At 68.3% G+C, this 24,639-nt stretch carries 15 protein-coding genes; 7 read left to right on the top strand and 8 right to left on the bottom strand.

Features of this window, described 5'->3' with window-relative positions; translation table 11 throughout:
* The first annotated feature begins 8 nt into the window (after positions 1-8).
* Together CAL12_RS23305 and CAL12_RS23300 are read left to right on the top strand one after the other, a co-directional pair.
* Positions 9-1,598, top strand: a complete 1,590-nt coding sequence (locus tag CAL12_RS23305) for an ABC transporter substrate-binding protein (RefSeq protein WP_086066790.1) — start codon at positions 9-11, stop codon at positions 1,596-1,598.
* Positions 1,599-1,614: 16 nt separating this feature from the next.
* Positions 1,615-3,156, top strand: a complete 1,542-nt coding sequence (locus CAL12_RS23300; RefSeq protein ID WP_086066789.1) for a M81 family metallopeptidase — start codon at positions 1,615-1,617, stop codon at positions 3,154-3,156.
* A 22-nt stretch (positions 3,157-3,178) separates the two neighbouring features.
* Here CAL12_RS23300 and CAL12_RS23295 read toward each other — a convergent pair whose 3' ends face one another.
* Together CAL12_RS23295 and CAL12_RS23290 are read right to left on the bottom strand one after the other, a co-directional pair.
* Complete coding sequence (locus CAL12_RS23295; protein WP_086066788.1) at positions 3,179-4,075, bottom strand: LysR family transcriptional regulator; 897 nt, start codon at positions 4,073-4,075, stop codon at positions 3,179-3,181.
* A gap of 35 nt (positions 4,076-4,110) precedes the next feature.
* Positions 4,111-4,998: a LysR family transcriptional regulator gene (locus CAL12_RS23290; RefSeq protein WP_086066787.1), complete on the bottom strand. Its 888-nt coding sequence runs from the start codon at positions 4,996-4,998 to the stop codon at positions 4,111-4,113.
* A gap of 92 nt (positions 4,999-5,090) precedes the next feature.
* Here CAL12_RS23290 and CAL12_RS23285 point away from each other — a divergent pair, with 92 nt between their 5' ends.
* The 5 genes from CAL12_RS23285 to CAL12_RS23265 all read left to right on the top strand — a co-directional run bounded on the left by CAL12_RS23285 (position 5,091) and on the right by CAL12_RS23265 (position 10,275).
* Positions 5,091-5,954: an amidohydrolase family protein gene (locus tag CAL12_RS23285; RefSeq protein ID WP_086066786.1), complete on the top strand. Its 864-nt coding sequence runs from the start codon at positions 5,091-5,093 to the stop codon at positions 5,952-5,954.
* Positions 5,955-6,100: 146 nt separating this feature from the next.
* A complete protein-coding gene (locus CAL12_RS23280) occupies positions 6,101-7,021 on the top strand; it encodes a tripartite tricarboxylate transporter substrate binding protein (protein WP_232464968.1) in 921 nt (306 codons plus the stop codon).
* Between the two features lie 209 nt (positions 7,022-7,230).
* On the top strand, positions 7,231-8,166 hold the full coding sequence (locus tag CAL12_RS23275) for a LysR family transcriptional regulator (RefSeq protein ID WP_086066784.1): 936 nt from the start codon (positions 7,231-7,233) through the stop codon (positions 8,164-8,166).
* A 167-nt stretch (positions 8,167-8,333) separates the two neighbouring features.
* Complete coding sequence (locus CAL12_RS23270) at positions 8,334-9,218, top strand: amidohydrolase family protein (RefSeq protein WP_157793096.1); 885 nt, start codon at positions 8,334-8,336, stop codon at positions 9,216-9,218.
* A 64-nt stretch (positions 9,219-9,282) separates the two neighbouring features.
* Positions 9,283-10,275 (top strand): Bug family tripartite tricarboxylate transporter substrate binding protein, encoded by a 993-nt coding sequence (locus tag CAL12_RS23265; RefSeq protein WP_086066782.1) that lies wholly within the window; start codon positions 9,283-9,285, stop codon positions 10,273-10,275.
* Between the two features lie 82 nt (positions 10,276-10,357).
* Here CAL12_RS23265 and CAL12_RS23260 read toward each other — a convergent pair whose 3' ends face one another.
* The 6 genes from CAL12_RS23260 to CAL12_RS23235 all read right to left on the bottom strand — a co-directional run bounded on the left by CAL12_RS23260 (position 10,358) and on the right by CAL12_RS23235 (position 24,620).
* Positions 10,358-13,492: an autotransporter outer membrane beta-barrel domain-containing protein gene (locus tag CAL12_RS23260; RefSeq protein ID WP_157793095.1), complete on the bottom strand. Its 3,135-nt coding sequence runs from the start codon at positions 13,490-13,492 to the stop codon at positions 10,358-10,360.
* A 287-nt stretch (positions 13,493-13,779) separates the two neighbouring features.
* Positions 13,780-17,364, bottom strand: a complete 3,585-nt coding sequence (locus CAL12_RS23255) for an autotransporter outer membrane beta-barrel domain-containing protein (protein WP_198298307.1) — start codon at positions 17,362-17,364, stop codon at positions 13,780-13,782.
* A 767-nt stretch (positions 17,365-18,131) separates the two neighbouring features.
* Positions 18,132-19,511, bottom strand: coding sequence for a heavy metal sensor histidine kinase (locus tag CAL12_RS23250; protein WP_086066779.1), 1,380 nt, complete (start codon positions 19,509-19,511; stop codon positions 18,132-18,134).
* Positions 19,508-20,194 carry a heavy metal response regulator transcription factor gene (locus CAL12_RS23245; RefSeq protein ID WP_086066778.1) on the bottom strand — a complete coding sequence of 229 codons (687 nt, stop codon included), beginning with the start codon at positions 20,192-20,194 and terminating at the stop codon, positions 19,508-19,510. The genes CAL12_RS23250 and CAL12_RS23245 overlap by 4 nt, the downstream gene beginning before the upstream one ends.
* Before the next feature lie 50 nt (positions 20,195-20,244).
* Positions 20,245-23,430, bottom strand: a complete 3,186-nt coding sequence (locus CAL12_RS23240) for an efflux RND transporter permease subunit (RefSeq protein WP_086066777.1) — start codon at positions 23,428-23,430, stop codon at positions 20,245-20,247.
* The gene (locus tag CAL12_RS23235) at positions 23,427-24,620 is read right to left on the bottom strand and encodes an efflux RND transporter periplasmic adaptor subunit (RefSeq protein ID WP_086066776.1); all 1,194 of its coding nucleotides are present in this window, start codon (positions 24,618-24,620) and stop codon (positions 23,427-23,429) included. Before CAL12_RS23235 ends, CAL12_RS23240 begins: the two co-directional genes overlap by 4 nt.
* Positions 24,621-24,639: the final 19 nt, after the last annotated feature.

The following is a 24,639-nucleotide window of genomic DNA, read 5'->3' as shown; positions in this document are numbered from 1 at the left end:
AGCCACACATGGACCGTAGAACCTTCCTGATCACCACGTCCGCCAGCGCGGCCAGCCTGGCCTTGCCGGGCTACCTGCGCGCGGCGCCACGCGTCGAATTCCGCTGGGTTCCGCAGACGGACCTGACGCTGCTCGATCCCACGTTCACGACCGCCACCATCACGCAGAACCATGCGCAGATGGTGTTCGACACCCTGTACGGCATGGACAACGAGTACCAGCCGCACCCGCAGATGGCGGCCGGCCATGAAATGGACGCCGACCAGTTGCGTTGGGTGATCACCCTGCGCGACCAGCTGGTGTTCCATGACGGATCGCCGGTGCGGGCGCAGGATGCGGTGGCCAGCCTGCGTCGCTGGGCGCAGCGCGACCTGATGGGCAAGTCGCTGATGGCCGCCACCGCGGAGCTCACCGCGCTCAACGACAAGCAGCTCCAGTTCAAGCTGAAACACCCTTTCCCCCTGCTGCTGCACGCGCTGGGGCGCCAGACCGGCAGCATGGCGGCCATCATGCCCGAGCGCCTGGCCAAGGGGCCGGAGGACAAGCCGGTCACGGAAATGATAGGCAGCGGCCCCTTCCGCTTCATGCGCGACCAATGGGTGTCGGGCTCGCGCGTGGTCTACGAAAAGTTCGCCGGCTACGTGCCGCGCAAGGACAGCTTCCCGCCGCAGTTCAGCGCCGGGCCGAAGGTCGCCTATATGGACGAAGTGCGCTGGAACGTCGTGCCTGACCGCGCCACCGCCATTGCCGCCCTGCAGGCGCATGAGGTCGACGGCGTGGAAGCCGTGGACAAGGACTTTATCGGCGCGCTGAAGGCCGATCCGTCGATCACCCTGCTCAAGCGCAGCCTGCCCACCGTCGCCATCCTGCGCTTCAACCACCTGCAGCCGCCGTTCAACAACGTGCTGATGCGCCGGGCGGTGCTGGCGTCGATCAACCAGACCGACTACATGACGGCCATCAACGGGTCGGATTTCAAGGAGTACTGGACCGACCGCATGGGCGTTTTCGTCCCCGGTACGCCGATGGCGACCGAGGCCGGCATGGACAAGCTGACCGGCAAGCGCAACCTGGACAAGGTACGCGCCGACATCAAGGCCGCCGGCTACAAGGGCGAACCCATCGTGCTGATCGATCCGGCCGACTTCCCCGACTACCATGCGGCGGCGCTGGTCACCGCGGACCTGTTCAAGCGCATCGGCCTGAACGTCGACGTGCAGACCATGGACTGGGGCACCGCCGTGCAACGGCGCAACAACCAGGATGCGCCGGGCAAGGGCGGCTGGAACATCGCCTTCACCGGCCTGACCGGCCCCAACAACCTGGATCCGGCCGGCCACCTGGCATTGCGCGGCAACGGCAAGGCCGCCTGGTGGGGCTGGCCCGACAGCCCCAAGCTGGAGCAGTTGCGGCAGGACTGGTTCAATGCCCCCGACCTGGCGACGCAGAAGAAAATCTGCGAACAGATCCAGCTGCAGGTCATCGAAGACGTGCCCTACGTGCCGCTGGGCGCCAGCTACCAGGTGAGTGCGTACGGCGCGGAATGGAAGGACTTCCAGCCGCAGCTGCCCCTGTTCTATACCGCCCGCAAGGCCTGAAGCCAGGAGGCCCGTCATGCATGCATCCGGTCCACGCGTCGCCGTACTGGGTTTCCATCTGGAGTCGAACGCCTTCGCGCCGGTGTCGGTGGAGGCCGACTTCCGCGCGCAGTGCTGGGAAGCGGGCGACCGTATCAGCACCCTGGCGCGGCAGGTCAGCCATCTGCCCAGCGAGCTGCCCGGCTTCTACGAACGCATGGACGCGCTGGGCCCCTGGCAGCCCCTGCCGCTGATCGTCATCGGCGCGCCCCCGGGCGGGCCGGCCAGCGCATCGGTCTGGGACACCTTCCTGCGCGAAGTGCGCGAACGCCTGCAAGCGGTATTGCCCGTGGACGCGGTGTACATCGCGAACCACGGCGCATCGACCGCGGAAGGCGAAGACGATACCGAGGCCGTGCTGGCCACCATGGTGCGCCGCATGGTGGGGCCGGACGTGCCCATCGTCGCCACGCATGACCTGCATGCCAACGTGTCGGCCGCCACGGTGGAGGCCCTGGACGCCCTGATCGCCTACCGCACCAATCCGCACGTCGACCAGCGCGAGCGCGCCGCCGAGGCGGCCGACCTGCTGCGCGAAATGCTGGCCGGCATGAAGACCGCGACCGCCTATATTCGCTTGCCGCTCACCCCGCCATCGGTGACGCTGGGCACCGCCGCCGGTCCCTATGCCGATCTGATCCAGCAGGCGGAGGCCTGCATGGCGCCGGCGGGGCAGGGGCCGATCGCCAATGTGTCCGTGCTGGGCGGTTTCGTGTTTTCCGACATCCCCAAATGCGGGCTGACCATCAACGTGGCGGCGCGCGGCGACCTGGCGGCGGCGCGGCGCACGGCCCTGGCCCTGGCGCGCGCGGCGTGGGACGATCGCCACCGCTACGTGCCCGACATGATCGAGGTCGACCGTGCCGTCGCGCTGGCGCGCGCGTCGACCGTGCCGCTGCTGTTCGCCGACGTCGCCGACAATCCCGGCGGCGGCGGGCGCGGCAATACCGCGTGGTTGCTGGAGGCATTCCACCAGGCGAATCTTCCCGGCACGGTATTGGGCGTGTTCGTCGATCCGGACCTGGCCGCGCAGGCGCACGCCTTGGGCGAGGGCGCGTCGTTCGAGGCGGTCTTCAACCGGCAGGAATCGGAGTTCTCCAGGCGTTTCCAGGCGCGCGCCAAGATATTGAAACTGACGGACGGCGAAGGCACGGGGCGGCGAGGCATCATGCGCGGCCGCAAGTTTGCGCTGGGCCCCAGCGCGCTGCTGCAGCTCGAAGGCTCAGGCCTGCGCGTCATCGTGGGTAGCCTGCGCCGCCAGCTGGCCGAGCCGCGCATCGTGGAAATGCACGGCATCGACATCGCCACGGTCAAGAACCTGATCGTCAAGAGCCGCGGGCATTATCGCGCCGGCTTCGACGAGTTCTTTTCCCCGGATCGCATCCACGACGTGGATAGTCCGGGCCTGACCACGCCCAACCTGAAACGGGTGGACTTCCGCCATCTGCCGCGTCCGGTGTGGCCCATCGACACGGACGTGTCATGGCAGGAACCCGAGTGGGCCGGGCAGGTGGACTAGCGTCGGATCCAGGTTCGGTGCCTCAGGCAGCCGCCGTCACGTCGCGCACGATGGCTTGCACGATGCGCGTCACGCTGGACGGCAGCTCGCGGCCCAGCATGGTCTGGATGTGGAAGTGCCGCTGGTGCAGGTCGGCATTGGTCAGCGGCACGGCCACCAGCTCGCCGCGCTGGATGCCCGCGAGCACCGTCAGGCGGCTGCCGAAGATGATGGGACCGTAGTTGCGGCTCAGGTTCTGCAGCGCGCCCATGTTGTTGCTGGTCATCACCACGTTCAGCTCGATGCCTTCGTGCATGCAGCACAGGTCGACGATGAAGCGGATGGTGCTGCCGTGGCCCATCAGCGCGACGGGGTAGCCGGCGATCTCCTGCATCGACAGCAGCGGGCGTCCCGCCAGCGGATGATCGGGCGGCATGACGGCGCAGACCGGCAGGATGCCGACGTGCTCGATCTGCACGCCTTCCGGCGCGGACAGGCTGTAGCTGACGCCGATATCGTCCTTGCCTTCGCGCACGCGGCGATTGATTTCTTCCGATTGCAGGATGTTCAGCTGGAAATGCACGCTGGGCTCCTGCTTGCGGAATTCGCCGATCAGGCGCGGCAGCAGCTCACGGCCGAAGGCCTGGTTGGCGGAAATCTTGACCAGGCGCTGGCCGACCTGGCTCAGGTCGCGTACGTCGGAACGTACGCGCTCCGCATCCAGGTGGGCGCGCCGCGCATAGGCGGCCAGCAACTGGCCCGATTCCGTCAGCACCATGCCGCGTGCGTGGCGGTCGAACAGCACGGTGTGGTATTCGTCTTCCAGCTTGCGGATCATGCGGCTGACCGCCGACGGCGCCACGTGCAGCGCCTGCGCGGCGACGGTGAGTGAACCGTTGTTGACGACTTCCAGGAAATACTTGAGCGCGGTGTTGAGCATGGGGCGTCGCTGGGTTGTGCGGGCGGGAAGGGGCCTTACTTCGATGTCAGGTCGAGGTTGGCGAAGATGTCGGCCAGCGTGGGCGTGGAGCGTGCGGGCCAGATGGCGCTCAGGTCGAAACTGGGCAGGCTCTGGCCATCGGCCACGCGGCAGAAGCGTACGCCGCGAAAATCGAGCGATCGTATCCAGCTGGGCAGCAGGCCGACACCGCAGCCGCCGGCCACGCAGGCCAGCACCGTCAGCGTGCGGTTGGCTTCCTGCGCGACGTGCGGGGCATGGCCGGCCTTGCGCATCGCGTCCAGGATGGACTCGTACAGGACCGGCAACTGCGAGCGTGGATACAGCACCAGGCCGGCGTGGGCGATCTGCGCCAGCGTGACGCTGCCGTCCGGCGCGACGTCGAATTCGTCCGGGACGGCAGCCATCAGCCGGTCGCGCAGCAGTTGGCGTTCGCGCATGCGGCCGCCCACGGCGACCGGCGTATGCATCAGCCCGATATCGATTTCCCCGGTCTGCAGGGCGTCGGCCTGTTCCGCGTTGCTCATCTCGCGCAGGATCACGCGCACGCCGGGCGCGCGTTCGCGCATCTGGCGCAGGGCGCGCGGCAGCGTATCGAACAGGGCGGACGAGACCAGTCCGACGGTGAGCTGTCCCGCACTGCCGCGGCCGATATCGCGCGCCCTGGCCGCGGCGGCATCGATGCGGGCCACGCTGGCGCGCACGTCTTCCAGGATGGCCAGTGCCGCGGGCGTCGGCGAGGCGCCGCGGCGCGAGCGCTCGAACAGGCGTACGCCCAGTTCCTTTTCCATCCGCACCAGCGCCTGGCTGAGCGCCGGCTGCGCCAGTCCCAGCCAGGTCGCGGCGCGGCTGACGCTGCCATGGTCGATGACGGCCAGGAAATAGCGAAGATGACGGGTTTCCATATCGTGACGATATATAAAATCGACGTTCGGAACATAGAAAACTATACATGGCTTGCCTAGAATGCGCCGCATCGCCACCCTCGGAGCATTGCATGGCCGTATCCGCCCCATCTCCCGCCATCGGCAGCGGGCCCGCGACGTCGGCGCGGGTGGCAGCGATAGACACGCATGCGCATGTGTTCGAGCAAGGGCTGGCGCTGGCCGAGGGCCGCCGCTACTCGCCCGGCCACGACGCCACGCTGGCCGATTATCTGGCGCAGCTGGATGCGCATGGATTGACGCATGGCGTGCTGGTGCAGCCCAGCTTCCTGGGCACCGACAACGGGTACCTGCGGAATGCGCTGCGTGCCTGCCGCGGACGGCTGCGTGGCGTCGTGGTGATCGACCCCGCCTGCACCGACGACGACCTGGCCAGGATGGCGGATGACGGCGTCGTGGGGATGCGCCTGAACCTGGTGGGCAAGGACGTGCCGCCGCTGGACGCGCCACCCTGGCGGAACCTGCTGCCGCGCGTCGCCCGCCTGGGCTGGCATGTGGAAGTGCATCTGCCCGCGGCGCGCCTGCCCACCGTGGTGCCGCCGTTGCTGGACGCCGGCTGCGACGTGGTGGTCGATCATTTCGGCAGGCCGGACCCCGCGCTGGGCGTGGCGGATCCCGGCTTCGGATACCTGCTGCGCCAGGCCGGCAGCGGCCGGGTATGGGTGAAGCTTTCGGGCGCCTACCGCAACTGGCCGCATGAGCAGGCCGCCACGGCCGGCGCCGAAGCCACGCGGCTGCTGCTGGACGCCTACACGCCGGAACGCCTGCTGTGGGGCAGCGACTGGCCGCATACCGAACATGGCTACATGGCCTATGGCGCCGCGTACGAGTGGCTGCACCGTTGGGTCGCCGATAACGAAACCCGCCGCCTCATCCTGGGGGAGACCGCGCGGCGCCTGTTCAGGATCGACGGGTAGCGCCCTTCGGCGATATCCGGCTTACTTGTTCCACATCCAAACCAAGCAAAACCAAGGAGACATCCATGCATATCGATTGCAGGCACATTGCGGCGCGCCGCGTGCGCGCGCTGCTGGCCCCGCTGGCCACGCTCGCGCTGGCCACGATGACGGCGGGCGCCGCGGCGGCCTATCCCGAACGGCCCGTCACCCTGGTCGTCACCTATCCGCCCGGCGGCACGGTGGACCTGGTCGCGCGCCTGATCGGCCCGCGCCTGTCGGCCGAACTCGGCCAGCCCGTCGTCATCGAGAACAAGGGCGGCGCCGGCGGCATGATAGGCGGCGCGTATGTCGCCAAGGCCGCGCCGGATGGGTACACGCTGATGATGGACGCGTCCAACCACGGCCAGAATCCCGCGCTGCATAGCAAGATGACCTTCGATACCTTGCGCGATTTCGCGCCCGTCTCGCTCTTGCTGCGCGTGCCGAACATCCTGGTGGTGACGCCGTCGTATCCCGTCAAGACGGTGGGCGAGCTGATCAAGCTGGCGCAGCCCAAGGATGGCCCGTTCGTGTACTACGCATCGTCGGGGCCTGGATCGGCGCAACATTTGGCGGGCGAACTGTTCAACTTCCTGGCTCACACCCATATGCAGCACGTCGCCTACAAGGGCGGCGGTCCCGCCATGGTCGACGTCATGTCTGGCCAGGTGCCGGTGATGTTCGCCAGCATGGGATCGTCGTGGGCGCACGTGCGCAGCGGCAAGCTGCGCGCGGTCGCGTCCGGCGGCACGCAGCGGTCGGCGTCCGCGCCGGACCTGCCCACCATCGCGGAATCCGGCGTGCCCGGCTACGCTTCCTACGAATGGAACGGCGTGTTCGCCCCCGCCGGCACGCCGCCCGCCATCGTCGAGCAGGTCTCCAAGGCCCTGGCCCAGGTACTCAAGGACCCGCAGGTCTCGAAGCAACTGACCGATATGGGCGCGGAAATCGTCGCGTCCACCCCCGCGGAACTGGACACCTTCCGCCGCGCGGAAATCGACAAGTGGAAGAAGGTCGTGGACGAAGCGCATCTGCAGCTGGACTGACGCGTACCGCGTACCGCGTACCGCCTGCTGGTTACCGTTAACCGCCCGCTCGCTCGCTCGCCCGCGTCGCGGGCGGGGCGGCGGCTCCATGGCCTGGGCGCGCCATGGTCCGGCGGGCTCCCATGGTAAGGTCGCTTTCTTCGCGCCTCCCCATCCTGGACGGCGGCCTACCCGCCGGACGGCAACCGCCTTCCGCCAGTGGGGACTACATGGACCTGCGACAACTCGAATACTTCGTCCACGTCGCCGAGCTGGGCAGCTTCACCAAGGCGGCGGCGATCCTGGACGTGGCGCAGCCGGCGCTCAGCCGGCAGGTGCGGCGGCTGGAAATCGAACTGCGCCAGACGCTGCTCTATCGCAACGGGCGGGGCGTCACGCCCACCGAAGCCGGCAAGCGGCTGCTGGCGCATGGACGCGGGATATTGCTGCAGTTCGATCGGGCCCGCCAGGAAGTCGAGGACGCGCGCGGCTCGCCGGTGGGCCGCGTCGTGGTCGGCGTGCCGCACTCCATCGGCCGCCTCTTGACCGCGCCCTTCGTCGGCGAGTTCCGCCGCGCCTTTCCGCGCGCCACGCTGAGCATCACGGAAGGCCTGACCGTGCATCTGCACGAATGGCTGTTGTCCGGCCGCATCGATGTCGCGGTGTTGCACGATCCCATGCCATCGCCGGGACTGGAATTCCTGCCGCTCAGCGAAGACCCGCTGTTCCTGATCGAGCGGCGCGGCAAGGGGCGCGTCGCGCAGGGCGCCACCATTGCCGTGAAGGAATTGTCGGAAGTTCCGCTGATCATCCCCAGCCGCCCGCATCCCCTGCGCATGCTGGTCGAAACGCGCCTGGCCAGCCTGGGCCGCAAGATCTCCATCGCGCTGGAAATCGATGCGGTCGGTGCGATCGTGGACCTGGTGACGCAGGGCTACGGCCATGCCATCGTCACGCAGAACGCGCTGCTGATCGCCGCCGACGCCGCCAAGCTTACGGCCCGCCGCATCGTGTCGCCACGCATCACCAGCACGCTGGCGCTGGCCACGTCCGCGGAACGTCCCGATACCGTGCTGGGCCGCGAGACGGCCGCGCTGATCGCGAGCTTCGTGCCGCAAGCGCTGGCGCAAGCGGCACGGCGCGCAGGCGGTCCCCGCCAGCGATAGCGCGCCGGCCTTGCGCCGCATCTCCCGCGCGGCGCCGGGAGCCAGCTATTCATTCCTGTAATAGCAGCTAGACCGGAAATGCCGTTCCGTTCTCCGCGCATCGCTCCTATAGTCACGCTTCCATACATTCAATAGACGCCGGCCTACCGGCGCCAGCAGGAGATAGCGTGCTGATTACCGACACCCAGGTGCATCTGTGGGAAGCCCACCGGCCCGATCGCCCATGGCCGGCGGAAGAAGTCGAACGCAAGGTCTTCGTGGCCGTCGAGGGTGCGCGGCCGCATCGCGAAGCACCGTTGGGCGCTGAAGAATTCCTGGCGACGATGGACGCGGCGGGCGTGCAGCGCGCCATCATCGTGCCGCCGTCGCCGGTCGGCGACAGCAACGACACCGCGCTGGAAGCCGCCGCGCGCTACCCGGAGCGCCTGGCCATCATGGGCCGCTTCAACCCCGAAGCGCCCGACGCGCGCGAACGCCTGGCGGATTGGCTGGACCAGCCCAATATGCTGGGCATCCGCATGACCTTCCACAAGCCCAAGTGGAGCGGCTGGCTGGAGCCGGGCGGCATGGACTGGTTCTGGGCGGCATGCGAACGCCTGGATATTCCGCTGATGCTTTTCGTGCCCGGCCACGTCGACAAAATCCCTTACCTGGCCCAGCGCTATCCGGGCCTGCGCATGGTACTGGACCACATGGCCCGGCGCAGCAACCTGCGCGACGCCGCCGCCTTCGCCGACCTGGACGACCTGCTGGCGCTGGCCCGCTTTCCCAACGTATCGGTGAAGGCCTCGGCCGCGCCGTGCTACAGCAATGAGCCTTATCCCTTCGCCAATCTGTATCCCTACCTGAAGCGCATTTTCGAGGCCTTCGGCCCGCGGCGCACGATGTGGGGTTCCGACTACACCCGCCTGCCGTGCACGTACCAGGAATGCGTGGACCATTTCCGCATCGCCCTGGATTTCCTCGACGACGACAGCCGCGCATGGGTCATGGGCAAGGCGGCCGCGCACATCCTGCGCTGGCCGGAACCGGGTTCCGCCGGCGAGGCATGATGCCACGGGGGCGCAGGCCCCTTTTTTTTCGTACCAGACTTACAGACCAACAAAGAGAGAAGACATGACATCAGCACGTTTCCGCGCGCCGGCCTGGCTGGCGGCATTATCCCTGGCTGTCGCCGCCGTCGTCCCCATGGGCGCCGCGCAGGCCCAGGCCAACTACCCCGACAAGCCGATCCGGATGGTGGTGCCGTTCCCGCCCGGCGGCGCGGTGGACATCCTGGGCCGCCTGGTGGCGCAGCACATCGGCCAGCAGATGAACCAGTCCATCGTGGTGGAAAACCGCTCCGGCGCCAATGGCAGCGTGGGCAACGAGGCCGCCGCCAAGGCGCCGGCCGACGGCTACACCATCCTGCTGGGCGCCAACGGCCTGGCCACCAACGTCGCGCTGTATCCCAAGCGGCCCTTCTCCGAACTGCAATCGCTGACGCCCATTGCCTACGTGGGATCGTCGCCGCTGATCATGATGGTGCCGGCGGGTTCCCCCGCCAAGTCGCTGAAGGACATCGTGGACGCGGCCAAGGCCGATCCGGGCAAGATCAGCTATGCCTCGGCCGGCCCGGGCAGTTCGGCCCACCTGGGTTCGGAGCTGCTGAAGTACGTGACCAAGACCAATATGCTGCACGTGCCGTACAAGGGTGGCGCGCCCGCCATCGTGGACCTGACCGCCGGCCGCGTGGACTTCATGCTGCTCGATCCGGTACAGGGGCTGTCGCAGCTGCAATCGGGCCGCCTGCGCGGCCTGGTGGTGGCCAGCAAGGACCGTCTGGCGCTGCTGCCCAACGTGCCTTCCGCCGCGGAAGCGGGCTTTCCCGACTTCGAGGCCAGCGTGTGGTGGGGCTTCATGGCGCCCAAGGGAACACCGCCGGAAATCGTCAGTCGCCTGAACGCGGAGATCAACAAGGCCTTGACCAGCCCGGATGCGCAGAAGGTGCTGGCCGGCATGGGCGTGACCACCAAGCCGGGCTCGCCGGAGGACTTCGGCAAGTACCTGAACGCCGAAGCCGCCAAGTGGGCGACGGTGATCAAGTCGGCCGGCATCACGGCCGACTGATCGGGGTTGGTTGAGTGCCAGCGGCCACCGCCAGTGATCGCGGCCGGCAGTCGCTGCCGGCCGATCGCTCTGCCCGCGCGGGCTACCAGCGGTACTGGTAGCCCGCCACGATGGACCTCGATCGCGTCAGGTGGCCGCCCTTGGCGGCCTCCACGTCGGCGTACAGGAAGTGGCTCTGGCCCAGCCTGGCTTCCGCGCCCGCGCCGATCTCGAAGCGATTGCCGGACAGGTCCGAGCGCAGGCTCGCACCGTCGGCATGTATCGTTCCTTGCTTGCCGTAATCCCGCAGCCAGCCGACCCTGACGTAAGGCGTCGCCGTGTTGCCGTTGCCCAGCGCCATGGCGCGGCCCGCGCGTAAACCGGCGCGCGGCTGCAGCGTATGGCCGCCGCGGTCGTGCACGGCAGTGCCGTCGCTCAGCGTATAACGCGCGCCGCCTGCCTTGAAGTAGGCAAGCCCGGCGCCCGGTTCGACGAACCAGCCTCGCGCCAGGTCCAGGCGCTGTCCGGCCGCGACGGCCAGCCCGCCGCCGGCATGGCGATACCGGCCCGTCACGGTGCCGCCGATGTCGGCTCCGCTTGCCTGTACGGTGTTGCGGAAACGACCCGCCGATGCCGCCAGGCTGGCATAGGCGCCATTATCCAGTTGCAGTACCGCGTAGAGACCGAACAGGACGGTGGATGTGCGCCCCTTGCCGCCATCGAAGCGGCGATGCGCGTCGAGTTGGCCGACGCTGACGCCCAGGCGCCACCTTCCCGCCGCGACCTTTACGCCGCGGTCGGCCCCCAGGGTGTAGCCCCAGAGCGATTGCGTGTAGGCGCCGGCGGATTGCCGCAGATGCTGGCGCGTATCCACGCCGCGTAGCCAGAAACCGTGGCCGATAGGCGCGAGTCGGATGTCGCGGCCGTCGCCGTCGGCGTTGCCGATGCCGATGCCGTTGCTGTTGCCGTCGGTGCTGCCGTCGTGCATGTCCCGGCCGCGTTCTTCGATTGGCCGTAGCGCGGCCATCCACAAGGCGCTGGACGATGCGATGGCACCGTTGTTCACCAGGGTGGCCTGGATCGCGCGCGGCGGCACGTCGGCGGCATCCGGCGCGCCGAGTGCCATGGCGCTGTCGTCGCCGGCCTGCCGGGTGCCGTCATCGCCTGCGGCATTGCCGCCGCCATCGCGGTCGTTGCCAACGTCATCGCTGTCGTTGCCAACGTCATCACTGTCATTGCCGCCGCCATCGTCGTCGTTGCCAACGTCATCGCCGTTGTCGCCGAGGACATCGCTGCTGCCGCCGCCGCCGTCCCGGGCCGTCGATAGGCCAGCATCATCGCCAGCATCCGCGCTTCGGTCCCTTGGCCGGTCCTGTCCACCAGCGATCGGCGCGGCTGTCGGGCCACGCGCATCGGCGCCGTCTTCCGGCGCGTCGTCCGCTTCGCGCTCGAGTGCCCACACGGTGCCGGACGCGGTGCGCCGTTTGACCAGCGTATAGCGTTGCCCCCGCGCGTCCACCGCCTGGCCGTCGTTCTCCAGGACGAAGGATGCGTTGCCGCGACGGGCCTGGACGATAGGCACGGCCCGCGGTCCCACGGGATCGCCGTCGCGGGAATGATCGGTGATCAACACCGCGTACGAGCCCGCCGCCCGGCCCATGACATCGAGCCGGTCGGCCGCGCCGTGCGCCAGATGCGTGTTCATCTCGAAACGTCCCTTGCCGCGCAGGCGGTCCCGCATCGTCAAGGTCTGGAAGCGCGGACCGTGCCCGCTGCCGGCCGGGGAGGCGGCAAAGCGCAGCGTGCCGCCGGAAGACATCGTCAGCGCATCGACGATGGAATCCGCGTCCATGGCCCAGGTGCTGCGGCTGCCGATGTAGACCTGGCCGCCGACATCGGTGTGCCCGCGCCAGACCGAGCCGTTGGCCAGCTGTATGTTCGCGCGGGTGTCCGGCAGGCCGCGCACCGCGCCATGCGCCCGCGTGTCGTCCAGCTTCAGCATCGCATAGTGCATGCGCGGGACGCGCCGCCGCTGGGGCGCCGGCGCGTCGGCGGGGCGCACGAGTTCCAGCAGCGTGTCGTTGCCGCTGCGTATGTCGGCCTTCGTCAGGTAGAAGACGGCGCTTTCCCCGGGTTCCCGCACCCATGCGCGCAAGGCCGCACCCTGGCTGCTCAGGATCACGCGCGTGGTTTCGCCGGTGTAGCGGAAACGTCCCGCTTCGTTGCCGACCGCATAAGGGGTATCCGCCCCGGTGGTCACGATGACATCCCGCAGGTAGACGCGCGCGCGGTCCACTTCCACCGCGGGCGAGCGCGGTGCGCGCATGTGCACGAAGCCTTGCGCGATATGCAGGGTGGTGTCGGCGCCCGGACAACGACTGCTGTGCGCATCGATCGCGCAGGGGACCCTGCCCACGGCGCGCAGCCCGACGCTGTCGGCATTCTCGCCATACAACCACAGGTTCCGGCCCGTGACCGTGGCGTTGCCGCGCGCCAGGACGCCGGTGCTGAAGGGGCCGTACAGGATGGTGCGCAGGCCATTGAAACTGACGCGGCGGTTGGCGACCGCGTGTATGGCGGTGTTCTGCTCGCCCTTGCCGTGGATCCACACCTTGGCATCGGTGTCCGCGCCGGCATCCACGTTGGCGTCCACACCGGCAGCCGCCTGCCGCGCCGGCGCCGGCCTGCCGTCATTCCGGCTTGTGCTCGGTTCGGGGGCGAGTACCGATCCCAGGTGGACGACGCCGGTGTCGCCGACCGCATGCACGCCGTGGGATCCCTTGCCTTCAAGCGTGATGGTGCCGCTGTCCATGCGCACCGTCCCGGCGTTGGCATACGCCCAGTCGGGGACATCGTCGCCCCTGTCATCGAAGCTGCCCAGTCCGTGCGCGTTATCGCCGCGGGTGGCAATGCTGGCGCCCGTGACGAACAGCCGCGCGGCGCCGCTGAAGTAGACGCCGTTGGCGTCGTTGCCGACGGTGTGAATGGTGGTCTTGATGAGGTCGGCCGAGCCATGTTGCAAGGCCTTGACGCCATGCTCCATGCCCTGGCGCGTCCGGACCGGACCGAGCACGCGGGTCTTGCGGCCGGCGTCCCCATCGGTGACTTCGATGCCGCGGTCCGACCAGCCATACTCGGCCGCGTACTGCTGCGCGCAGGCATCGTAGCAAGGGCTCAGCAGCAGGCCCAGCGCCGCCGCGCCGCGCATAGCGCCGCCTTTCCAGGTGTGGCCGGGCATGGCCCATTTGCGTGTGCCTGCCAGGGAGTCCGGCCGGCGTGCCATGCGACAGGATGGGACTGCTTGAGGGGTGCCGCGCTTGCGTTCGGGTCCATGGACAGCTCGATGGACGTGTAGACCAGCCATGACTGCTTGCTCCTCCGACATCTGCGATACGGTTCCCGCCCGGCGGCGCCGGGCATGAAGCAAGCCGGCCGCGATCGTCTTCGTGGTGGGCGATCGCGGCCGGCGGTGCGTGGGAAGGACAGAGCGATATGTGCGCTCGCCGGCTTTTCTGTTCCGTGGGGCTACCAGCGGTACTGGTAGCCCACGGTCACCACGCGCGATTGCTCGAAGCGCTTGCCCTTGGCATAACCCAGGTCGACGTACAGGCCGTGCGCCTTGCCCAGGCGGGCTTCGATACCCGCGCCCACTTCGACGCGGCTGCCGCCCAGGTCGGCGTTCAGGTTCGCGCCATCGACCGACAGCCGGTTGCGGTTGCCTTGTTCGTAGGCATAGCCCACGCGCACATAGGGCGTGACGGTGCCGCCGCTGGCGGTGTCGATGGCGCGGCCGATGCGGCCGCCGGCGCGCCATTGCAAGGAATGGCCGCCGCGATCGCGGACCTGGGTGCCGTCGTTGAGCCTGTACCGTGCGCCGCCGACGCGCAGATAGCTCACGCCGGCGTAGGGCTCGACGAACCACGAACGCGGCAGTTCGACGCGGCGGCCGGCTTCCAGAGAGGCGCCGATGCCCTTGTTGCGGAACGATCCGCTGAGTGGGCCGCCGTCGGCCGCTTCGCCATGCATGTCGTGCCGATAGCGGCCCGCGGAAACGATGGCGGTCGCATAGCTGCCGCGCGGACCCAGGAAGGTTGCATAGCCGCCGACGTGCGTGCTGCGCGTGCTGCCCTTGCCGTTATCGAAGTCGCGGCGGCTGTGCGCCTGCGCCGCCAGCAGGCCGATGTGCCAACGGCCGGCGGCGACGTCGATGGCGCGGTCCACGCCGGCAATGAAGCCATGCAGCTCCTGCCGGTAATCGCCGGTGAGCGGGTTGTCGATCTTCTGCTTGCCGTCGAGCGCTTCCATCCAGATGCCCAGGCTGGCGGAATCGATCGCGTGGATGCCGCTGGGGGGAGCGATGCCATCGCCGTGGCGGACCGCGCGCATGCGCCGGTCGATGGCGCCGAGCTGGGCGTTCCAGATGCCCTGGCCAGCGGCCAGTGCGGAGTTGGTGACGACGAGCCGGTCCTGAGACGACAGGGCGATCGCGGGCGCGGCCGGCTCCGCCGCAGGGGGCTCGGCGGGTGCTTCCGCGAGCGCTTCGGCGGACGTTTCAGGTGCTGCTTCGGTGGTTTCCTCCGCGGCGGCTTCGGAGGTGTCTTCGGCGATGTCATCGGCAGGCTGATCGACGGACTCATCGGCGGGCTCATCGACAGGAACATCGGCAGGGACGTCGACAGGGACATCGGCAGGGACGTCGGCAGGGACGTCGGCGGGCACATCGGCGGGGACATTGGCGACCGGTGGCGTGTCGGCCGGCCCATCAGGGTTCTCGCTGGACGGATCGTTCTCGCCAGGCCTGGCGGGCGAGGGCGGATCGCCCGGCAAATCCACGGGTTCGCCGTGCCCTCCCGGTTCTCGCTCCTGAACCGGTACGGGACCATCGCCGGGCCGCGGAGCCGGCTCCGGCACGGGCACAGGCACAGGCACAGGCGCGGGAGCAGGCGCCTGCGCCGGCGGACGCATGGTCGCGACGATGGGCCGGTCACCCATGGTCCCCGGCGGTCCTTCGCGCGCGGGATCCTTGCCATCCTTCCCGACCGTGACCGTCGACGGACCCGGGCCGCGCACCGTCGGTGTATCCCCGGAAGGAATCCCGGGAGGATTGCCGGAAGGATTGCCGGAAGGATTCCCCGCCACCGCGACCTCGCGTTCCCGCTTGCGCTCCATTCCGCCATGCGTGGGCGCCGGCCCGACGATGGGCGCGGCTGGCGGCGTGGCCGGCGGGAGATGCATGTAATCGACCCCGCCGTGCGACGCGGGCGCCACTTCCGCCACCACGACCGGGCCGTCGCCCGGTGGCGGCAGGTCCATCGTGTCGTGGCCCCGGATGAAGGGCGCGCCTTCCGGCACCACCCATACGGTCACCGCGGGTCCGTCGTCCGCCTTCTCCTTTCGCAGCTGGAAGGCATGGCCCGCGAGCATGACGCGCGGCGCATTGTTCGCCAGTGTGTAGGTGGCGCTCCCGCCCTTCCTTGCATGGATCAGCGGCACGGAAGTCACGGCCTGGCTCATCGCGCGGGTGTCGCGCACCGCCACGCTGATGTTTCCGCGTACGGCGCCGTCCACCACGATGCTGTCGCCCGATCCCCGCGCCGTATCGGCACGCATGTCCACGGTGCCCTTGCCGTCGATGTCCTCCAGTACGTGCAGCCGGTGGAAGGTGGCTTGCGCGCGCTCGCCGGGCGGCCGGGAATGAGGCGTTTCGACCGTGTACGTGGAACCCCGCCGGGTCGGCGCCGCAGCAGGCCGTTCATCCGGATCCGGTTCGCGAAAGGCGACCGTTCCGTTGTGCAGCAGCACCCGCTGCACCCTGGAATCTCCATCCAGCGTCCACGCGCCCCGGCTTTCCACCGTCACCGTCCGCCCGATGTCCGTATGCCCCTGCCACGCGGCGCCGCGCTTCAAGGTGACGTCCACGCGCGGCGCGCCGGGATCGCCGCTCCAGATGCGGCCGCGCGCATCGCTGTCGTCCAGCGTCAGCTTGACGTGCGCGGGCCGCGCCGGCCCGCTATCCCCGCGATCGCGGCCCACTTCGAGCAGGCTGCCCGATCCGCTGTGGATGGACACGTTGCGGAAATCGAAGCTGGCCGTTTCCCTGTCATTGCCGGTCCAGGCGGCCAGCGCGGAACCGGTGCTGCGCAGCTCGACACGGCCCTGCGTGGCCTGCATGCGGAACGTGCCGGCCTCGTTGCCGACGGCAAAGCGGGCGTCCTTCGAGGTCGTGACGGAGACGTCCTTGAGCGTAACCAGCGCGCGCACCACTTCCACCGCCGGTGAGTTGGCTCCGGCCATGGCGATGAAGCCATCGGCCAGGTGCAGTTCGGTCGGCGCGGGGCAGGCCTCGCCATCGGCGCGCCTGGCGGCAGCGCCGCGTACGCGTAGGCCGAAGCTGTCGGATCCCGTCGCCGCGATGCCGACGTTCCTGCCGTCGACGCGCGCGCTGGCGCCGATCGACATCGCGACCGAGCCGGTGTCGTGCAGATCGATGGCGACGCCATTCAGCTCCAGCCGCCGGCGGCCGCGTATGGAAATGCCGGTATTGCGGGGCGCCTGGCCCAGGATGCGCACGTCTGTCTGATGCGCGCTGGCGGGCCTGTCGTAGCCCATGCTCCACAGCTTCGCGGGGTTGGTGGGTTGCAGCGGACGACCCAGGCGGACGACGGGCGCGGTCGCGTATACGGCGGTGCTGTCGTGGCCGAACAAGGTGATCGAGCCGCGCTGCAACGCGAGTTCGCCTGGCGCCGATGCGGCGGCGCCGCCTGCCGCGCCTTGCACGCCTTGCACGGCATGCGCGCGCGCGCCGCGCGTGACGATGTCGGTATCGGTGATGATCAGGCGCACGCCGGCCCCGTAGTGGATGCCGTAGGCGTCATCGCCGCGAGTCGATACCGGGCCGGACAAGACGGCGGCGCCGGGCTGCAAGGCCAGTACCGCGTGTTCGCTGGCGCCGGTGGTCGCGATGGGACCCCGCGCATGCGCCGTGGCGCCGGGGTCGCCGGCGCTCAACGTGACGGTGGCGCTGGCCGGTCCGTACTGCCTGGCGTCGCCGCCGGCATAGACGGGATCGGGAGGATAGGCCAGCAGGCCGAATGAGGTCGCGCCATACACGGCGCGACGGATCCATGGCTGCTGTCCACGGTGGGAAACGGGAACTCCGCCGGGTAGGCGGAAGCGCTGGAACATCGAATGCGGGTACGACGATGGCGGGGATGCAGGGTGATGCGGGTAAGACATACTGCTCCTTTAGCGCTGGAAGGGTGCTGGCGGATCGGTGCTGCGTACTCTCTGGTGAAGGATGGATATGGATGCGCTCGGCGCGTGCAGGCGCCGCGCGATGGATCACGCCGTGGCGGACTCGGTGCGATAGCGACCATGCAAGGCGCACGAAGCCGACGCCGGCGCGATGCGCGGCGCTATATGCGGATCAGGTGGGCCAGGTGGACCGGGTGGCGGTGGGAGGCTTGCCGCCCGTGGCTATGAATTGCCGGTAGCGCGGGCCGGCGCATGCATCGCATGCGGGGCTGATGCAGCCAATGCAATTGATGCGGCTAATGCAGCTAATGCAGCTGACGCGGCGTGTACCGCGGGTACGGGATGGCGATGCGGGGAAAGGATAGGCGAATTCATGAAGCGGCGGACTCTACGACCAGACTCTATTTATGTGCAACCGGGTGCTGTCATTCAGACGCCCGTTCGTTGCGAGCGTGGGGGCCGCGTTCCTGCCTGTGGCAGGAATTCCAAGTCCGCAGAATTTATAAGACTTACTCATTGCGCAAGACCCGCCGCGCCGCGCGATTATGCAATCCAGGATTACCAGATCGACGTCCGCCACCCCGGGTTTACACGTAGCCCGCCGGCGTGCGCACGCGACGCCGTCAGGCCAGTACGCTGAAGCCTATGGTCGTCGAGCCGTGGTCGCTGGTGGCGAACACGTCGCCGCCGTGCATGGTCGCCACGGCCTTGACGATGGCCAGGCCCAGGCCGTGGCCATGGGTGTCGCCCTTGTCGTGGCGCGACGCATCCACGCGGTAGAAGCGATCGAACAGGCGCGGCAGATGGATGGGATCGATGGGCGCGCCCGGATTGGACACCGCCACGCGCACGCTGCCCGGTTGCGGATCGATGCGTACCGTAATCCGCCCGCCGCATGCGGTGTGCTGGATGGCGTTCTGCAGCAGGTTCGTCACGGCGCGTCGAAAGCGGGCGGTGTCCAGCGACGCCTCGGCCAGGGTATCGCCTTCGATGTCCACGGAAAGCCGCATGTCGTCCAGCACGAACTCGAAGAACTCGATCGTCTTGCCGACCTCGGCGGCAACCGGTGTGCGCACCAGCCCGGTGGCGGCTTCCCCCTGGTCGGCGCGCGCCAGGAACAGCATGTCGTTGACGATGGCGCGCAGGCTGTCCAGTTCCTCCAGGTTGGATTGCAGTACTTCTTCCAGGTCGGCCACGCTGCGGCGGCGCGACAGCGCGACCTGCGTCTGGCCGATCAGGTTGGTCAGGGGCGTGCGCAATTCATGGGCGACGTCGGCGTTGAAGGCTTCCAGTCGCGTATAGGCGATTTCCAGCCTGCCCAGCGCGCCATTGAACGCGCCGGCCAGGTCGGCCAGCTCGATGGGCAGGGTGGCCACGTCCAGCCGCTGGGCCAGGTGGCGCGGGCTGAGCTTGCGCGCCTCGTCGGACAGCCGTTGCAATGGCAGCAGGCCCATGCGCGCGACCCAATGGCCCAGGAACATGATCAGCACGACGGCGGACAGCAGCAGGCCGGCCAGCGCGATCAGGAAGCTGTGCAGGGTATGGAAATACGGCGCGGTCTCGATGCCGACGATGAACTTCACCTGCGGGCGGTCCTGCAGCGCGGGCACGGTGCGCACCAGGATGCGCATGGGGTACTCGCGGCCCGGAATGGCGACGCTGTCGAAGCCGTCGGGCGGCGGTGCCGCGCTCAGCGCCGCGGGGACGTCCTTGCCGTAGGCATAGGCCGGATCCGGGCTGAGTATCCAGAACCGCAGGCTGCCGTCGGCCGGCGTCAGCGTATCCATCTTGGTTTCCGCGCGGCTCCAGCGCTCGGTATTGCCCATGCGGTTCAGCGCATAGAGCATTTCGTTGGCGGTGGTGTTCAGCACGTCGGTCTGCTGGCGGGCGAGTTCCGCGCGCAACACGCCGTACAGGGCGGCGCCGATCAGCGAGAAGGTCAGGAGCGCGACCGACGCGAACATCAGCGCCAGCCGGGTGGTGATGGACGCGGCCGGCTTCATTCGGGCTGCGCGTCGTCGCGCTGTTCCAGCACGTAGCCCATGCCGCGGATGGTATGCAGCAGACGCGTGCCGAAGGGGCTGTCGATCTTGGCGCGCAGGCGCTTGATGGCGACTTCGACGACATTGACGTTGCTGTCGAAGTTCATGTCCCAGACCAGTTCGGCGATCGCGGTCTTGGACAGGATCTCGCCCTTGCGGCGGGCCAGGACGGCCAGCAGGGCGAACTCCTTGGCGGTCAGGTCGATGCGCACGCCGGCGCGCTGCGCCTTGCGGCTGGCCAGGTCGATCTGCAGGTCGCCGATACGCAGGTGCATGGGCTCCTGGGTACGTCCGCGGCGCGTCAGCGCCTGCAGGCGGGCCAGCAGCTCCAGGAAGGAAAAGGGCTTGACCAGGTAGTCGTCGGCACCGTCCTGCAGGCCGCGGATGCGGTCCTCCACGCTGTCGCGCGCCGTGAGCATGATGACCGGCGTCTGGCGGTAGCGGCGCAGTTCGCGCAGCACCTGGAAGCCGTCCAGCCCCGGCAGCATGACGTCCAGCACGATGACGTCGTAGGCGTGTTCCACCGCCAGATACTGGCCGTCGACACCGTTGTGCGCCAGATCGACGGCGCAGCCCTGCTCGGTCAGGCCCTTGTGCAGGTAGTCGGCCGTTTTGAGCTCGTCTTCGACGATCAGGATTTTCATGGCAGGGCGCTGTTGGGGGCACAAAGGTGCGGAACTGCGGTTCTTTTACCTTATTTCTGCACCAGCGGTTCGCGCGGCTCGCCGTCGCCGGCGGCCGGATGCGCCGCCGCCTTGCGCGCGGCGCGCGCCTCCTTGCGGCGCAGATACCAGTAATGCGCGCGGTCCAAGTACAGGTAGACCACCGGCGTACTGAACAGGGTCAACGCCTGCGAAACGATCAGGCCGCCGACCATGGCGTAGCCGAGCGGGCGACGCAACTCCGCGCCCTGGCCGTTGCTCAGCATCAGGGGCAGGCCGCTCAGCAGGGCGCACATGGTGGTCATCATGATGGGCCGGAACCGCAGCAGGCAGGCCTGGTAGATGGCTTCCTGCGGCGACATGCCGTGCTCGCGTTCGGCATGCAGGGCGAAGTCGATCATCATGATGCCGTTCTTCTTGACGATGCCGATCAGCAGGATGATGCCGATCAGCGCGATCACGCTCAGGTCGTAGCCTCCGGCCCGCAGGATCAGCAGCGCGCCCAGTCCGGCCGAGGGCAGCGTGGACAGGATGGTCAGCGGATGGATATAGCTTTCGTACAGGAAGCCCAGGACGATATAGACCGCGATCAGCGCCGCGGCGATCAGGTAGGGCTGCGATTTGAGCGAATCGCCAAAGGCGCGCGCCGCGCCCTGGAAGGAGCCGATCAGCGTGGCCGGCACGCCCATTTCCGTCTGCGCGGCGTTGATGGCCTGCACGGCCTCGCCCAGCGAGGTCCCCGGCGCCAGGTTGAACGACAGGGTGACCGCCGGAAACTGGCCCTGGTGGTTGATGGCCAGGTAGTTGGTCTTGCTCGTGTCCAGCTTCACGAAGGTGGACAGCGGCACCTGCTCGCCGGTCAGCGGCGAGGTCAGGTACAGCTTGTCGAACAGCGAGGGATCGCGCTGCAGCGCCGGCGTCACTTCCAGCACCACGTGATAGCTGTTCAACTGCGTGAAGTACTGGGCGACCTGCCGTTGGCCGATGGCATCGTAGATGGTGGAATCGATCAGGGCGGGCGAGATGCCGAAGCTGGATGCCCGCGCGCGGTCTATGGTCAGCGTGGCGGTGGGCGCGTTGCTCTGCTGGTCCGACGCCACGTCGGTCAACTGCGGCAACTGGGCGAAACGCGTGGACAGCCGCGGCGCCCATTGGTTGAGTTCATCCAGGTTGGAATCGGTCAGGGTGTACTGGTATTGCGTGCGCGACAGCCGGCCGCCGACGTTGATGTCCTGGCCGGCCTGCATATACAGGGTCACGCCTTCCACCTGCGCGACCTTGGGCCGCAGGCGGCGGATGACCTCGTCGGCATTGTCGGTGCGGCCGTCTTCCTTGGAGCGCAGCCCGATGAAGAAGCGGCCGGTGTTGAACTGCGTCTGGTCGCCGCTCATGCCGAAGGCCGCCACGTCCTTGTCCTGGCGCACGATATCGGCCAGCTGCACCATGCGGCGGTTCATGGCGCCGAAGGAAGAATCCTGCGACGACTGGGCGAAGCCGAAGATATAGCCGGTGTCCTGCTGCGGGAAAAATCCCTTGGGTATGGTGACGAACATCAATCCGGTCACCGCGACCGTGGCGATGAAGCTGAGCAGGGTGATGAACTGATGGCGCAGCACCCATTGCAGGCCGCGCTTGTAGCCGCCCAGCATGGCGTCGAAGCCGCGCTCGAACAGCATGAACAGGCGGCCATGCTGGCGGCCGTGCTGGTTCTTCAGGTAGCGCGAGCACAGCATGGGCGTCAGCGTCAGCGAGACGATGACCGACACCAGGATGGTCAGCGTGACGGTGACGGCGAACTCGCGGAACAGCCGGCCGACGATGCCGCCCATCAACAGCAGAGGGATGAACACCGCCACCAACGACACCGAGATCGACACGATGGTGAAGCCGATCTCCCCGGCGCCCTTGTAGGCGGCTTCCAGCGGCCCCATGCCGTCCTCGACGTGGCGATAGATGTTCTCCAGCATGACGATGGCATCGTCGACCACGAAACCCACGGCGATGGTCAGCGCCATCAATGACAGGTTGTCCAGGCTGAACCCGGCCACGTACATCATGCCGGCCGTGCCCATCAAGGCCAGCGGGACGGTGACGCAGGGTATCAGCGTGGCGGCGATGTCGCGCAGGAAGACGAAGATGATCATCACCACCAGCACGATGGTCAGGATCAGCGTGAATTCCACATCCTGCACCGACGCGCGGATATTCGCGGTGCGATCGATGATGGTGTTCACCTGCACGGTGGGCGGGATGGCGGCCTGCAGGCGCGGCATGGCGTCCTTGATGGCGTCGACGGTCTCGATGACGTTGGCGCCCGGCTGCTTGCTGACCTGCAGCACGATCCCGCGACCGTTGGTGATCGTGTTGCCCGGGGCGGCGGCGGGCCCCGCATAGGCCCAGGCCGCCAGCTTGTTGTTCTCGGGCCCGTCCACGGCCACGCCGACGTCGCGCACGCGGATGGGCGCGCCGTTGCGATAGGCCAGTACCATGTCGTTCCACTGCGCGGCCTTCAGCAGCTGGTCGTTGGTGTAGGTGGTGAAGCTCTGCGTGGGGCCGTCTATCGTGCCCTTGGGCTGGTTGACCGTGGTGGTGGCGATGACGTTGCGCACGTCCTCCAGGCTCAGGCCCAGCGATTTCAGCTTGGTGGGGTCGACCTGCACGCGCACCGACGGTTTCTGCTGGCCGCCGATGTTGACCAGGCCCACGCCCTTGATCTGCGATATCTGCTGCGCCAGGATGTTGTCGGCGTAGTCGTTGACCTCGGTGATCGGCAGCGTGTCCGACTGCACGCTCAGGATCATGATGGGCGCGTCGGCCGGATTGACCTTGCGGAAGGTAGGCGCGTTGGGCAGGTTGGACGGCAACTGGCCGGAAGCGGCGTTGATGGCGGCCTGCACGTCGACCGCGGCGGATTCGATGCTGCGGTCCAGGTCGAATTGCAGCGTGATCTGGGTCTGGCTCTGGCCGCTCAGCGAGGTCATCTGCGACAGGCCCGCGATCAGCGAAAACTGCCGTTCCAGCGGCTGCGCGACGTTGGACGCCATGGTTTCCGGGCTGCCGCCCGGCAGGTTCACGGTGACCTGGATGGTGGGGAAATCCACTTGGGGCAGCGGTGCCACCGGCAGCAGCGGCCAGGCGGCCACGCCGACCAGCAGCAGCGCCAGCGCCAGCAGGCTGGTGCCGATGGGGCGCTTGATGAACGACGCGGAAATGCTCATTTGCCTTCCCCTTGCGCGGGCCCGCCGGCGGCGCCCGCCATCGCGGTCGATGTTTTCGATTCGGTGGTGTGGATGCCGGGGCGCAGCTTGTACTGGCCGTCGACCACCACGCGTTCGCCGGGCTTCAGGCCTTCATCCACCACGGCGACATTGTCCTGGATCATCGCCACGCGGATGGGCTGGATGCGTGCGATGCCCTGGTCGTCCAGGGCATAGGCATAGGTGCCGTTCTGCCCGCGCTGCACGACGGCGGCCGGCACGGTCAGCGCCTGCTTGCGGGTGGCGAGCTGCAGGCGCGCGTTCACGTATTGGCCCGGCCACAGGACGTGCCGGGGATTGGGGAACAGGGCTTTCAATTGCACGGTGCCGCTGGTGGTGTCGATCTGGTTGTTCACCAGCACCAGCTTGCCGGTGCCCAGCGGCTGGTTGGTTTCCCGGCCCAGCGCGGTGACCGGCAGCCCCTGGGGGGTGTCGGCCATGGCGGCGTTGATGTCTCCCACCGCCGATTCCGGCACCGTGAAGATCACCGAGATGGGATCGATCTGGTTGATGACGACGAGCCCGCCGGTATCGCTGGCGTGCACGATATTGCCCGGATCCACCAGGCGCGCGCCCACGCGGCCGCCGATGGGCGCGGTGATGGTGGTGTAGCCCAGCTGCACTTGCGCGAACGAGACCTGCGCTTCGTCCATCTGCACGGTCGCCTCCAGCTGCGCGACCAGCGCACGCTGGGTGTCCAGTTGCTGCTGGGTGGCGGCGTCTTCCTTGGTCAGCTGGGTGAAGCGCTTCAGGTCCAGGCGGGCGTTCAGCAGTTGCGCCTGGTCCTTGGCCTGGGTGGCCTTGGCCTGCGCCAGTTGTGCCTGCAACGCACGCGGGTCCAGTTGCGCCAGCATCTGGCCGGCCTTGACGTCCTGGCCTTCGACGAAGCCTATCTTGTCCAGCTCGCCGTCGACGCGGGTCTTGACCGTCACGCTCTGGTTGGCGGTGACGGTGCCCACGCCGGTCAGGTAGACGGGCACGTCCTGCTGTTCGACCCGCGTGGAGGTCACGATGACGGGCGGCGTCTTGGGCGCCGGCGCGTCCGCCGACTCGGCCCGGTGCTCGACGCCCCAGAAGCCGGCGGCAATCGCCGCCAGGGACACGGCGGCGGCCGCGTATCCGGCGCGGCGCCGGGACAATGCATCTGCCATGATCTACGCTCTCAGTCTT

The organism is Bordetella genomosp. 8 (genome assembly GCF_002119685.1).
GTDB lineage: Bacteria > Pseudomonadota > Gammaproteobacteria > Burkholderiales > Burkholderiaceae_B > Bordetella_C.
Note: the sequence above shows the minus strand (reverse complement) of the source record. Positions and strands in the feature narration are given on the sequence as shown.